Here is a 12986-nt window from a genome sequence, read left to right on the forward strand (position 1 = left end):
ATCATGGCCTCAGACGACCAGAAAAGCAGCCCCGCCAAATGGCCTTTCCTTGTGACAGGCTTCATCCTTGTGGTGTTCTGCGGGATCATCCTTGCGATCATTTTCGTGCCAAACCGCAAGGTCTGGACCAATGATGCCTATGTGACGGCCCATTACGCCACCATTGCGCCGCGTGTGCCGGGACAGGTGGTCGAGGTGCTGGTTGATGACAACCAGAGCGTCAAGGCGGGGCAGGTCATGGCACGGCTCGATCCGCGCGACTACGAAACGGCGCTTACGCGCAGTCGCGCCCAGCTCGCACACGACGAGGCGCTCGTGCTCGATGCCGAGGCGGCGGTGGATCGTCAGCCGAGCATGATCGAGGAAAGCAAGGCAGAAGCCGCGCGGATTGAGGCGCAGCTCGTCTATGCCAGGCAGAATGCCCAGCGCTATCACAACCTGGCCCAGACCGGCGCAGGGTCCGCGCAGGAGCGTCAGCTTACCGATGCCTCCATGCGCGAAATGGAAGCCAATCTGAGGAGCATGAAAGCGCGGATCACGGCAGCACAGGATGAGATTCCGATCCTGCGGGCACGCCATGAGGCGGCGCTCAGGACGCTTAAGATCGACCACGCCGTGGTGCGGCAGGACGAACTCAACCTGTCCTATACCGAGATACGCGCGCCGTTTGACGGTATGGTGGGCGAGAAGACCGTTCAATCGGGCAATTATGTATCGCCGGGTGCCGCCCTTATGGCGCTTGTGCCGATGGATCAGCTCTGGGTCATGGCGAATTACCGTGAGCTTGCGCTGCGCCATATGCGTCCCGGGCAGCATGCCCGTATCCATGTCGACGCCTATGATATGGATCTGGACGGCATCGTTGACAGTATCCCGCCGGCTTCGGGTGCCGCCTTCGCCCCGATCGCCCCGGAAAATGCCACGGGGAATTTCACCAAGATCGTCCAGCGCCTTCCCGTGAAGATCGTCGTGGCCCCGAACCAGCCTCTTGCCAGGCTGCTGCGTATGGGCTTTTCGGTCGAGACGACGGTCGATACCCATCTTGAAAATGTCGTGGATGAGCAGCGGCATAGCGCGAACGGGATCACCGCACGATGAGAAAGATCAGGCGGGCGGCTGTTCGGCGCGGCGGAATAGCGCTGTGCTGTGTTGGCAGCATGGTTTCAGCCTGCACGATGGGCCCTGATTTCAAACGTCCGGATGTGATCTCGCCCGCGCAGTTCGGGGCGGAACCGCAGGATGTGGCAGGAGCGACCTATGGCGGTCCGGTCGATGTGGCCTGGTGGAAGCAGTTCAACGACCCTGAGCTCAATTATCTGATTGATCGTCTTGCAGTGCAGAACATCGACCTGCAACGCGGGATGCAACGTATTGCCGAAGCCCGGTCGCAAACACGTATCGCGGCCGCGCAGGGGCTCCCTAGTTTGAACTGGGCCGGGTCTTATACCCGCACCCATCAGAGCGAGACGGGATTTATCTCGCTTGTGCAGCCACGCAATGGCGCGCCGAACGAATATGATTTCTTTCAGAACACGCTTGGCGCGTCATGGGATCTCGATCTTTTCGGGCAGATACGCCGCGCCGTCGAAGCCCAGCACGCAGCACAGGAGGCCGCCGCCGAGGCACGCCACGGCCTTGCCCTCAGTACCATCGCGACACTGGTTGACAGCTATATGCAGCTTCGCGGAGTTCAGGACCAGATTGCAATTACCGAGCGGCACATGGCGGTTTCCGATCATGATCTGGCCCTCGTGCAGTCACGTTTTGGCAACGGCGCAGCGACCATGCTCGATCTGGCGCAGGCCCGTATGGAGCAGGCCAATACGGCCTCGGCGCTTCCCACCCTGCGCAATTCGGAAAGCGCGCTGATCAACGCCATCGGTCTGCTTCTGGACGAACCGCCGCGAAGCCTCGCGCAGGAACTGGCACGCCATGATGGCACGATGCCGATCATCGTGCCGGCTGCGCCGATCGGGGTGCCCTCAGCCCTGGCTCGCAGGCGCCCTGATATTCGTGAAGCCGAAGCCAAGCTGCATATGGCAACTGCTGGTGTCGGGGTCGCCATCGCTGCGTTTTACCCGGATATTACCCTCACGGGGCAAATGGGCACACAGACCTTGTCTGCAGCGAATTTCTTTTCACTGCCATCTCGTCAGTTTGCGACAGGGCCGACCCTGTCTGTCCCACTCTTTGAGGGCGGGCGCCTGCGCGGAACACTGGCGCTGAGACGGGCTGAGCAAAAGGACGCGGCGCTTGCCTACCACCAGACCGTGACGACGGCCTGGAACGAGGTCGACAATGCCTTGACGGCTTATGCCCAGTCCCAAAAGCGCCTCGTGCAGACGCGGATCGCGTGGCAGGAGAGCCGCAAGGCTGTCGAGGTGGCGCAACAGCGCTATCGCGAAGGGGCTGTGGACTTCCTCCAGGTCGACACAGCAGAGGCTGCGGCGCTGGCCGCGGAGGCAACTTTCTCGGCCAACAGGATTCAGATTGCGACCGCTTTTGTCTCGCTTTACCGGGCACTGGGTGGAGGCTGGGAGTATCCGGCATTTTCGGAGGATAAAGCCTCAAAATCAGCAGGTTAGGGTTGTTGGTTTGACCAGTGTGTGAGAAGCAATATCTTCGGATCATGCTTTATCAATAACTATCAAATCTCTGATTTTACGCGATTCCTGAGTCCAGGATTTGTTCTTTTGGGATGTGAGAGAACAAACTGCGATCCTTGCGCGATCATGGTGCCAATCTGAACAAAATATATTTCTCAGAGTCTTGTTTAGAATCATCGGCCTAGACGGGAATGATCAAGTGGTGCCATAAGGCGGCATGAATGGACGTTCTCATATCGTTCTAGGTTTGGCCTGTGGAATAACGGCGGCCGCTGCCGGCTATGTGCCGTTCACATTCGCCTCTCTGGGAATGGCTGCCCTGGGGAGCCTGACACCTGATATCGACACCGAACGCTCCATGGTCGGCTGTCGCCTGCCTTGGCTTTCGCGAACGCTTTCCCGTCGCATCGGCCATAGGACAGTTACCCATTCTTTGGCTGTGCCATTGCTGCTGGGTCTGGCTGCGATCCATTTTGGTGGAATGGGTCTCTTGCGTTCCGCTCTGGGAAGTTTCCTGATCGGATATGCGAGCCATATCGCAGGTGACCTCGTGACCGGCGGATGCTGGGCGCTCTACCCATTATCCCGCAACAGGATTTCTCTCTGGCCATATGCAAGGGTAGGCAGCCTGCGCGAATATATGGTCCTGCTTGTCAGCCTCGGGTTGTTGGGAGGCGTGACGTATCATCTCCTGACCCATGAGGCGCGTCAGTCCGGCCATCACACGTCAATCGGGTCTCACAGCGGCAAAGCCCGCCGCATGGCTTTTATTGCGTAAAACGGCTCGTACGCCTATGAGCACCTCTAGAAATCCAGCCATTCCGGAGCCCGTCATGACCTCTCCCGATCGCCTGCCCGTCCGCCGGGCGCTTCTTTCCGTTTCAGACAAGACCGGTCTGATCGATCTGGGCAAGGCGCTGGTCGCGCATGGCGCGCAGCTTCTCTCGACGGGCGGATCGGCCAAGGCCCTGCGTGATGCCGGACTGCCCGTGACGGACGTTTCCGATCACACGGGCTTCCCTGAAATTCTGGATGGTCGTGTGAAGACGCTGGTGCCGCAGATCCATGGCGGTATTCTTGGTCGTCGTGATCTGGACTCTCACAAGGCACAGATGGCTGAACACAATATTGCGCCAATCGACCTCGTTTGCGTCAACCTGTACCCGTTTGCCGCGACCGTCGCGTCGGGGGCGGGCCCGGAGGACTGCATCGAGAATATCGATATCGGTGGGCCTGCCATGATCCGCGCAGCAGCCAAGAATCATGACCATGTCGTGATCCTGACAGAGCCCGCACAATATGATGCGCTCAAGGCATCGCTCGATGCGGGCGGTTCCACCCTGGCCGAGCGCACGGCTTGGGCAGGTGCCGCCTATGCCCATACGGGTGCCTATGATGCGATGATTGCCACCTGGTTTGCCGGCCAGCGCGGCGACGCCCTGCCAGAAACCATGACGCTGAGTGGCACGCGTCGTGAATCCCTGCGCTATGGTGAGAACCCTCATCAGCAGGCCGCTTTTTATGTCACCGGTGAGAAGCGTTTCGGTATCGCGACGGCAACGCAGATCCAGGGCAAGGCCCTCAGCTACAACAACCTGAACGATACGGATGCGGCTTTCGAGGCTGTTGCCGAGTTCGACAAGCCGAGCGTGGTGATCGTCAAGCACGCCAATCCCTGCGGTGTGGCCAGCGCCGAGACGCTCGAGGCGGCATGGAAAGCTGCACTTAAATGTGACCCCGTTTCGGCCTTCGGCGGCATCGTCGCGCTGAACCGTACACTCGATGAGGCGACAGCCGAGCAGATTGCCACGATCTTCACCGAGGTGATTGTGGCCCCTGATGCCACCGAAGGCGCGCGCGCGGCGCTGAGCCGCAAGAAGAATCTGCGCCTGCTCCTGACAGGTGGCGTGCCTTCCGCCACGGCTGAGGGCATGACGTTCAAATCGGTTGCAGGCGGCTTCCTGGCACAGAGCCGTGATGCCGGTCAGGTGACCGAAGCCGATCTGCGTGTCGTAACCAAGCGGGCACCGACCGACGCTGAAATGGCCGATCTGCTTTTTGCTTTCCGCGTTGCCAAGCATGTGAAATCCAATGCCGTGATCTACGCCAAGGATCGCGCCACGGTCGGCATCGGGGCCGGGCAGATGTCACGCGTCGACTCAGCGCGTATCGCGGCGCGCAAGAGTCTCGACGCAGCCGAAGCTGCAGGTGAGACAGTGGCACTGACAGAGCGGTCGGTCGCGGCGTCTGACGCGTTCTTCCCCTTCGCTGACGGCCTTGAGAGCGTGATTGCGGCCGGCGCCATTGCCGTTATCCAGCCGGGCGGTTCCATCCGCGACCAGGAAGTGATCGATGCTGCCGATGCAGCTGGCATTGCCATGGTATTTACCGGCATGCGCCATTTCCGTCATTGAAACTGGTCTGCGTTGTCGCTTTCCCGACTGCCCGGTGCCTCGGACTGAAGTCGCGCCGGGTAACGGCGCGTCAATCAGTCGGTTGTGAAGGACAGGGCTGAGATAGCTCTCACAGAGGGGGGAAACATGAAGATCAGAACCGGTTTGCTGGCAGGGTTCGTTGCTGCATTGGTGCTTGCGCCTGCTGGGCGTGCCGCTGCTCAGCCTGCGATCTCAGGGGATACGAAGCCTCAGGGGAAAATGTCGCAAGCAGTTTCCGGCTCGCTCCCGGCGGGATGTGTTTTCGATCTGACAAGTCTCCCCCGTTTTTCTGGCAAGATAGACCGCCTATTGCCGGGCACACAGGGAGACGCCGTGGGTGCCTTGCTTAGGGATGGCACCGAAATCGAAATGCCCCCCGGTCTCGCCGCGCAGGATCATCACATGCGTGCTGGGGCGACCATCACCGTTCGCGGGCTTGCCGCACCATCGCTTCGTCTCGTCCGAGCTTTCGCGCTGAGCAACGGGCAGGAGCTTTGTGCCTCGCCCATGCCGGAGCTCGTGACGGCAGCTCCTCCCGCCAGCACGCAGGGCCGGATCGCACGGTTGCTGCATGATGGTGATGGGGCGCTGAACGGAGCCTTGCTTGACAATGGCACCGTGCTGCGTGTGCCTGCCTCCGGTGCCCGTACGTCTTTCCTGCGTCTCGGGGCACCGATCTATGCGGAGGGTTACGGCTATCAGACGGCCTATGGCAAGTTAGTCGTGGCAAGGCGTCTTGGGCCCGACAGGCTGCAGGCTATTCATGTTTCAGATGAACCGCTTGTCCCGCGCGGCGCTCCGCCGGGATCTGCGGGTTACGATCAGATCGAGGCGCCGGGAGGCACTGAATAAGGTCCCCTCAGCGGTTCAGCTGATGTCTCGATAAGCGAAATGCCGGGTGGCGTTACCATCCGGCATTTTCAGGACGACCCGCCTGGGCGCTATCGATCGCGTGATGTCCTCAAACGATGTCTGACTCACGCAACGCGAGCGTAAGGCAAGGCGACAGGGGGAGAATGGGGGCAACCGTCGCCTGGAAGGCGTGATACAGATCAGCCTTGTCCGGGTAGACCTCGCCTGAATAACGCCCCTGCGCGTCCACCTCATTGCGCCATCCACCAAACTCATGGTCGATCAGTGTGCTGGCGATATAGTCCCAGACCTTGCGATACCATGTTTCATAGGCAGGGCTGCCCGTGCGCTTGAGCAGGTTCACTGCAGCGGTGACGGTTTCCGCCTGCACCCAGTGCGCACGCACTGTCACGACCGGCTTATGGTCCCAGTCGATCGTGTAGATCATTCCAGGATCGCCATCGGGTGCCCACCCAAAGCGCAACGCCGAGTCCAGCAGGGCGCGGGCATCGTGCAGCATCCAGCCGGGGGCGGTCCCCTCGCGTCGCAGCAGAGCGGCCTCTACCTTCAGAGTAAGGTGGGCCCATTCTGCAAAATGGCCCGGTGTCATGCCATAGGGGCGCAGGGGGTCTGTCGTCTTGTCTTGATTGTAGTCCTTGAGGAGTGTCCATTCCCGGTTGAAATGCTCGGGCATGCAGTAATCATGGTTTCCCGCGATCTCGTGCACAAAGCGATGCACGATACGATGGGCGCGATCGAGCCATTTCTCATCCCCTGTGATATCGGCAAGGGCGAGGCAGGATTCTGTCGAATGCATGTTGGCGTTCGCACCGCGATAATCTTCCTCGTCGCTCCAGTCGAAGGCGAAGCTCTCACGCATGACGCCTTCATCTTCGGACCAGTAATGTTTCTCGAGCACTTCGGTCGCCAGGCTGAGGAGCTTTTCGCCCCCTTCGACTCCCAGCAAGGTGGCAGACGAGCCGGCCAGGGCCACGAAAGCATGAAGATAGGCCTGTTTGCGGCCCTCGCGTGCCGCAGGTGATTCGTACCAGCCGCCGTGATCCTTGTCATGGAGCGGGCCGAGAAGAGCCTTGACGCCATGACGCACAAGCGGGAGGCAGCCCGGGATGCCCTGCAGGGCTGCCATGGAGAAGGCATGGACCATACGGGCGGTCAGGATGCCGTCTGGCAACGCGCCTTCGGGCAGGGTGCCGTCGCGGCCAAGGGCGCCAAAACCGCCCTCCATACGCGATGCCATAGCAAAGCGGAGCAGGCGGCGGCCCTCGGCGGCTAACCACAGGCGATGGGCGGAACGGCGCACCCAGCTCGTTTCAGGCAGAAGCATGGGCGAGAGAAGATCGGTCATAGAAACTGTCCCGTTATCGGCCGCCAAAGGGGCCTCGCATTACATGAACGGCAATGATCACGCATGGAGACGCGTTGAGTTGCGCGACAGAATATTGCGTGTCGTTTCAGGAGAGCGGAAACGGCGAACCCGGAAGGGCTCCGCTTCGGATACGTATAACGCGTGACAAGAGCACGATAACGCCTGTCACGATCCTGCGTCCTGTCTGTTCCGCAGGTCTGTCACAAGAATTCACTATGGCTTGGCATTGGCGCGTCTTATTGTGCGGCATCAACGCGTTAGCGCGTAAGTATTATCGCATCAGGACGACAAGAAAAGACATGGCGCCGTCACAGTCAGTAAATCTGCCCCCGGTTGATCTTCTTGGTTATGGCAAGCTTCCGTTGGAAGTTGCTCGCAACAAGGGAATCTGGCCTGCGCCGCATTACCAGCATTCACTGGTAGCCTGCGCGCGCTGGGAGACGGAAAGCGTCGTGGAATGGCTCACCTATCATCGGTCGATCGGGTTCGACCATGTCTATCTGTACTGTAACGATGATGATCCGACGGCACTCTATGAAGCAGTGATGCCTTTCATTATCGCCGAAAAGCCATTCGTGACCTTCCATCACTATCGCTATGTGGGCGAGCAGTTTCAGATGTATCGCCACTTTCTGCGCCACCATGTGCATGAGACGCGCTGGTTGATGTTTCTGGATATCGATGAGTTTGTGTGTTTGCCGGGCAGCAACGACATCAGCAGTGTAAGCACCCGTTTCGGTGCAGATCACGACGCGGTCTATCTCAACTGGTGTGGCTATGGCCATGGTGGTCATGTCGAGCGGCCAGCCGGAAGTGTCCTGCGTCATTACCCCTATCGCGAGAGCGGTGCCTCACCTTTTACCAAGATCCTCGCCAAGGCGGAGGCCGTGTCCTATCGGCGTGCCTGCGAGAACCCACATGTGGCCATCCATCACGATCTATTTGGCTTGGGCGCGCCGCTGCGCGCCTGCAACATGCTCGGTGAATCGATGGAGGGTTATTACAATAACTTCCCTGACCACGCGTGGTCTTTTCTGAACGCCGACAACAGGCGTGAGCGCCTCGTTCAGGCTGGCTATATCGCGCATTTCAATATCCGCTCGGAACAGGATTTCACGCGTCGTGTTGCCCGGGGATGCCAGGGAGACTTCGCTGCCCAGACCCATTGGCAGAACAAGAATGCGCAGGAGCGGGCCGAGTATCACGCTGCAACCAATGCCGTGCTCGATACCTATCTGTCCGACTACTGGGAGGCGATGATCGGAAAGGGATGGCAGACGAGCATCGTGCCCTGCTCGCAATGGGATCTCCTTTCGAGAGGAAAGCGCGCCACGCAGAGTTCCACCATGCATCAAGGCTCGCGCGATGACGATGCCAGTCGGGCCGTATCAGGTTTCCTGACGGGACACCCGCAGCATCACACGACCCTTGAAGACAACCCCTGGTGGATGGTTGATCTCGAAGTGCTTAGCCACATTCATCAGATCATGATTTTCAACCGGTTGGATGGCGTGATGGAGCGGTTGGCGAGCTTCAAGGTCGAAGTTTCGCATGATCGCATCATATGGAAAACGATTATCGATCGGCAGGACGGCCCGGTCTTCGGCGGGCTTGACGGGACGCCATTCAACTGGATCGACGAGGTAGGCGTTCTCGGGCGCTTCGTTCGTGTCTCCATACCGGGCAAGCAGGTCTATCTGCAGACCGATCAGATCGAGATTTTTGGCCGCCCATTTTCTCTTGACGACTTCAAGGCCGCCAACGCGCCTGACTAGGGCGCATCACAGCGCGGCATCGCCACGGGAGGTCAAGGCAGGGCCCTTTTAGCAAGAAACGTGCCAGGTCGGCCTTGGAAAAAGCCGCAATGTTCCCATGTTCAAGTTATGACGAGGCGAGAACTGCCTGAGAGGGGTTCTCGTCGTCGTAACCAGCCGCCTTTACGGGGCATAGGAGCATTGCGAAAACATGAATATTGAGAAATTTACCGAGCGTAGCCGCGGTTTTCTTCAGGCCGCTTCGACAATTGCACTACGCGACTTCCACCAGCAGTTGACCCCCGAGCACCTTTTGAAAGCGTTGCTCGATGATCCTGAGGGCGCTGCCTCGGGCCTGATCCGCGCAGCCGGGGGTACACCCGAAACAGTCCGCAAAGCCAATGATGCCGCACTGGCTCGTATTCCCAAGGTGCAGGGCGGCGGCGCTGGTCAGCCTCAGGCGACGCCTGACCTTGTGCGCGTACTCGATAGTGCTGAGCAGGATGCCCAGCGTGCCGGTGACAGCTTCGTTGCGCAGGATCGCCTGCTCGTGGCGCTTGCTGCCAGCAAGACTGGCGCTGGTCAGGCGCTGAGCGAAGGCAAGGCCGATGCGAAGGCCCTCGAACGCGCAGTGGCTGAATTGCGCAAGGGACGCGTGGTGGATAGCGCCAATGCCGAGGCCGGCTTCGATGCCCTCAAGAAATATGCGCGGGATGTGACGGCCGTGGCCCAATCGGGCAAGCTCGATCCGGTGATCGGACGTGACGAGGAAATCCGTCGCGCCATTCAGGTTCTGGCACGCCGCACCAAGAACAACCCTGTGCTGATTGGTGAGCCCGGTGTGGGCAAGACCGCCATCGTGGAAGGTCTGGCGCTGCGTATCGTCAATGGCGACGTGCCGGAAGCGCTGCGCAACAAGAAGCTGCTCTCGCTCGATATGGGTGCCCTGGTAGCTGGCGCAAAATATCGTGGTGAATTCGAGGAGCGCCTGAAAGCCGTTCTCAAGGAAATCGAAAGCGCCGAGGGGCAGGTGATCCTGTTCATCGATGAGATGCACGCGCTCGTGGGCGCGGGACGCTCCGATGGCGCGATGGATGCGTCGAACCTGATCAAGCCCGAACTGGCACGCGGCGTGCTGCATTGTATCGGTGCCACCACGCTCGACGAGTATCGCAAATACATCGAAAAGGACGCGGCGCTGGCCCGTCGTTTTCAGCCGGTTTTTGTGGGTGAGCCCTCAGTGGCCGATACCATCTCGATCCTGCGTGGTATCAAGGAAAAATACGAGCTGCATCACGGTGTGCGTATCACCGATGGCGCACTTGTGGCTGCCGCGACGCTGTCCAATCGCTACATCACGGATCGGTTCCTGCCGGACAAGGCTATTGACCTCGTGGATGAGGCGGCAAGCCGCCTGCGTATGCAGATCGACAGCAAGCCCGAGGCGCTTGACGAACTCGACCGCCGTATCATCCAGCTCAAGATCGAGCGCGAGGCGATCCGCAAGGAAGAGGACAGCGCAAGCCGCGAGCGTCTGATGAAGCTAGAAGCCGAGCTGGCCGATCTGCAGGAACAGTCGGACACCATGAGCGCTGCTTGGCATGCCGAAAAGGACCGGGTGAACGCTGTTCAGAAGCTCAAGGAGCAGCTCGATCAGGCGCGTTCGGATGTCGATATTGCTCAACGCAAGGGTGATCTCGGCAAGGCGTCCGAGCTTATGTATGCGACGATCCCAGGCCTTGAGCGTCAGATTGAAGAAGCCCAACAGGTCGAGCAGCAGGATGCCGCTCAGGCAGGATTGTTCAGCGAGGCTGTGACCGACCAGGGAATTGCCTCTGTCGTGTCGCGCTGGACAGGTGTACCGGTGGACCGGATGCTGGAAGGTGAGCGCGCCAAGCTGGTGCGTATGGAGGATGAACTTCGTGAGCGCGTGGTTGGTCAGGAGCCTGCGCTCAAGGCGGTGTCCAACGCGGTGCGTCGTGCCCGTGCAGGTTTGCAGGATCCCAATCGCCCCATCGGTTCGTTCCTCTTCCTCGGTCCGACCGGCGTCGGCAAGACCGAACTGGCCAAGGCGCTGGCGCAGTTCCTGTTTGACGACGATCGCGCCATGCTGCGCGTGGATATGAGCGAGTTCATGGAGAAGCACGCCGTATCCCGCCTGGTGGGTGCGCCTCCCGGCTATGTCGGCTACGAAGAGGGTGGCGTGCTGACCGAGGCGGTCCGTCGCAGGCCGTATCAGGTCATCCTGTTTGACGAGGTCGAGAAGGCGCATGAGGATGTTTTCAACATCCTGCTGCAGGTGCTCGATGACGGCCGTCTGACGGACGGGCAGGGGCGTGCGGTGGATTTCCGCAACACGATCATCATCCTGACCTCCAATCTCGGCTCGGACATACTGGCGCAGCAGCCCGATGGGGAGAGCACGGACCTCGTGCAGGCACAGGTCATGGCGGTGGTGCGCAATCATTTCCGCCCTGAATTCCTGAACCGTCTGGACGAGATCGTTCTGTTCTCTCGTCTGCAGCGGGCAGATATGAACCGTATCGTCGCCATTCAGCTTAAGCGCCTGCGTGAGCTGCTGGCTGACCGCAAGATCACGCTCGATCTGGATCAGGCGGCAGATAACTGGCTGGCAGAGTCCGGTTATGATCCGGTTTACGGCGCGCGCCCGCTCAAGCGCGTCATACAGCGCAGCCTGCAGAACACGCTGGCAGGGCTGCTCCTGGATGGGACGATCTTTGATGGTCAGACCGTGCATGTCTCGGCCAACGACAAGGGGCTGGTCATCAATGGCCAGCAGGCCGAGCTGAACTGATTGGCCGCAGGGCCATTGCCATGCCGTAGGCCGGTTCATCCGGCGAGCGGTATGGCGAAGGAAGGCATCTCGAGAAAAGGGGGCGCACCTATGGCCGGGTGCGCCCCCTTTTCGTTTAATGAACGCTGCCCGAAAGGGGCGTCGCTGTTATCCGGGCATACCTGTGCCACCAGTTATGCCGTAGATCTGTCCGGTGATGTAACTTCCCTCCGTGGAGGCGAGCGTGACATAGACCGGTGCGATCTCCGCTGGCTGGCCCGGACGCCCCATCGGCACCGTGGTCCCGTATTTCTCGACGGCGGACATGGGCTGGCCGCCACAGACCTGTAGTGGTGTCCAGAAAGGTCCGGGCGCCACGGCATTGATGCGTATGCCCTTTGGCAGAAGCTGCTTGGCCAGAGATTTGGTCAGATTGGCGATGCCAGCTTTTGTAAGGCTGTAATCAATGATGATTTCCGACGGGTTATAGGCGTTGGAAGAGGCTGTGTTCACGATGGCGCTGCCCGGTGGCATATGGGGGATAGCTGCCTTGATGATCCAGAATAGCGCATAGAGATTGGTCTTGAGTGTCCAGTCGAATTCCTCGGTGGAGAGTTCAAGGATACTCTCATGGTAGTGCTGCCGACCGGCACAGTTCACCAGCGTATCAAGGCCGCCGAGTTGTGACGCAGCGTCCGACACAAGCTTCTGACAGAACGCCTCGTCGCGAATGTCGCCCGGCAGAGCAATGGCCTTGCGTCCCGCCTTGCGGATGAGGGCCACAACCTCGCGCGCATCTTCTTCTTCCTGCGGGAGATAGTTGATCGCGATATCAGCCCCTTCCCGTGCGTAGGCAATGGCGATGGCGCGCCCAAGGCCTGAATCGCCGCCGGTGATCAGGGCCCGGCGGCCAGCCATGCGGCCACTGCCTTTGTAGCTTGTCTCTCCGCAATCCGGTTTGGGATGCATGCGCGATTGCAGGCCCGGCCACTCCTGGGGCTGAGACGCAAACGGGGCGTGGGGATAGAGTTTCTGCGGGTCGGCCAACGGTGCTGAGACGGCAGGCGCATCTGGCGCAGCCTGCGCACGGCTCGACCCGGCAACCAGCCCTGCAAGCCCAAGCGTTGCCCCTTGCATCATGCTGCGCCGGTTGGTGGC

Annotated in this window: 9 protein-coding genes; 7 read left to right on the forward strand and 2 right to left on the reverse strand. The window is 60.1% G+C overall.

What is annotated here, in order from left to right; genetic code table 11:
- Positions 1-3: 3 nt before the first annotated feature.
- The 5 genes from P5689_RS14425 to P5689_RS14445 all read left to right on the forward strand — a co-directional run bounded on the left by P5689_RS14425 (position 4) and on the right by P5689_RS14445 (position 5893).
- The gene (locus P5689_RS14425; protein ID WP_062164494.1) at positions 4-1098 is read left to right on the forward strand and encodes an HlyD family secretion protein; all 1095 of its coding nucleotides are present in this window, start codon (positions 4-6) and stop codon (positions 1096-1098) included.
- Positions 1095-2585, forward strand: a complete 1491-nt coding sequence (locus P5689_RS14430; protein WP_285533683.1) for an efflux transporter outer membrane subunit — start codon at positions 1095-1097, stop codon at positions 2583-2585. The genes P5689_RS14425 and P5689_RS14430 overlap by 4 nt, the downstream gene beginning before the upstream one ends.
- Before the next feature lie 238 nt (positions 2586-2823).
- On the forward strand, positions 2824-3384 hold the full coding sequence (locus tag P5689_RS14435; protein WP_285533684.1) for a metal-dependent hydrolase: 561 nt from the start codon (positions 2824-2826) through the stop codon (positions 3382-3384).
- Positions 3385-3439: 55 nt separating this feature from the next.
- Complete coding sequence (purH, locus tag P5689_RS14440; protein WP_285533685.1) at positions 3440-5020, forward strand: bifunctional phosphoribosylaminoimidazolecarboxamide formyltransferase/IMP cyclohydrolase; 1581 nt, start codon at positions 3440-3442, stop codon at positions 5018-5020.
- A gap of 126 nt (positions 5021-5146) precedes the next feature.
- On the forward strand, positions 5147-5893 hold the full coding sequence (locus P5689_RS14445; protein ID WP_285533686.1) for a hypothetical protein: 747 nt from the start codon (positions 5147-5149) through the stop codon (positions 5891-5893).
- 109 nt (positions 5894-6002) lie between these two features.
- Here P5689_RS14445 and P5689_RS14450 read toward each other — a convergent pair whose 3' ends face one another.
- Complete coding sequence (locus tag P5689_RS14450; RefSeq protein ID WP_285533687.1) at positions 6003-7259, reverse strand: AGE family epimerase/isomerase; 1257 nt, start codon at positions 7257-7259, stop codon at positions 6003-6005.
- 320 nt (positions 7260-7579) lie between these two features.
- On the opposite strand from P5689_RS14450, the gene P5689_RS14455 reads away from it, so the two are divergent.
- Together P5689_RS14455 and clpB are read left to right on the forward strand one after the other, a co-directional pair.
- Positions 7580-9055, forward strand: a complete 1476-nt coding sequence (locus P5689_RS14455) for a glycosyltransferase family 2 protein (RefSeq protein WP_285533688.1) — start codon at positions 7580-7582, stop codon at positions 9053-9055.
- A 190-nt stretch (positions 9056-9245) separates the two neighbouring features.
- Positions 9246-11849 carry an ATP-dependent chaperone ClpB gene (gene clpB, locus P5689_RS14460; RefSeq protein ID WP_285533689.1) on the forward strand — a complete coding sequence of 868 codons (2604 nt, stop codon included), beginning with the start codon at positions 9246-9248 and terminating at the stop codon, positions 11847-11849.
- 147 nt (positions 11850-11996) lie between these two features.
- Here clpB and P5689_RS14465 read toward each other — a convergent pair whose 3' ends face one another.
- Positions 11997-12968, reverse strand: a complete 972-nt coding sequence (locus P5689_RS14465) for an SDR family oxidoreductase (protein WP_285533907.1) — start codon at positions 12966-12968, stop codon at positions 11997-11999.
- Positions 12969-12986 lie beyond the last annotated feature (18 nt).

Source organism: Asaia sp. HumB, assembly GCF_030263835.1.
GTDB lineage: Bacteria > Pseudomonadota > Alphaproteobacteria > Acetobacterales > Acetobacteraceae > Asaia > Asaia bogorensis.

Excerpts from the sequence above, each read along its gene's own strand:
- P5689_RS14465 (WP_285533907.1), bottom strand. The coding sequence starts at position 12,968 with ATGATGCAAGGGGCAACGCTTGGGCTTGCAGGGCTGGTTGCCGGGTCG.
- P5689_RS14430 (WP_285533683.1), top strand. The coding sequence starts at position 1,095 with ATGAGAAAGATCAGGCGGGCGGCTGTTCGGCGCGGCGGAATAGCGCTG.
- clpB (WP_285533689.1), top strand. The coding sequence starts at position 9,246 with ATGAATATTGAGAAATTTACCGAGCGTAGCCGCGGTTTTCTTCAGGCC.
- P5689_RS14435 (WP_285533684.1), top strand. The coding sequence starts at position 2,824 with ATGAATGGACGTTCTCATATCGTTCTAGGTTTGGCCTGTGGAATAACG.
- purH (WP_285533685.1), top strand. The coding sequence starts at position 3,440 with ATGACCTCTCCCGATCGCCTGCCCGTCCGCCGGGCGCTTCTTTCCGTT.
- P5689_RS14445 (WP_285533686.1), top strand. The coding sequence starts at position 5,147 with ATGAAGATCAGAACCGGTTTGCTGGCAGGGTTCGTTGCTGCATTGGTG.
- P5689_RS14450 (WP_285533687.1), bottom strand. The coding sequence starts at position 7,259 with ATGACCGATCTTCTCTCGCCCATGCTTCTGCCTGAAACGAGCTGGGTG.
- P5689_RS14455 (WP_285533688.1), top strand. The coding sequence starts at position 7,580 with ATGGCGCCGTCACAGTCAGTAAATCTGCCCCCGGTTGATCTTCTTGGT.
- P5689_RS14425 (WP_062164494.1), top strand. The coding sequence starts at position 4 with ATGGCCTCAGACGACCAGAAAAGCAGCCCCGCCAAATGGCCTTTCCTT.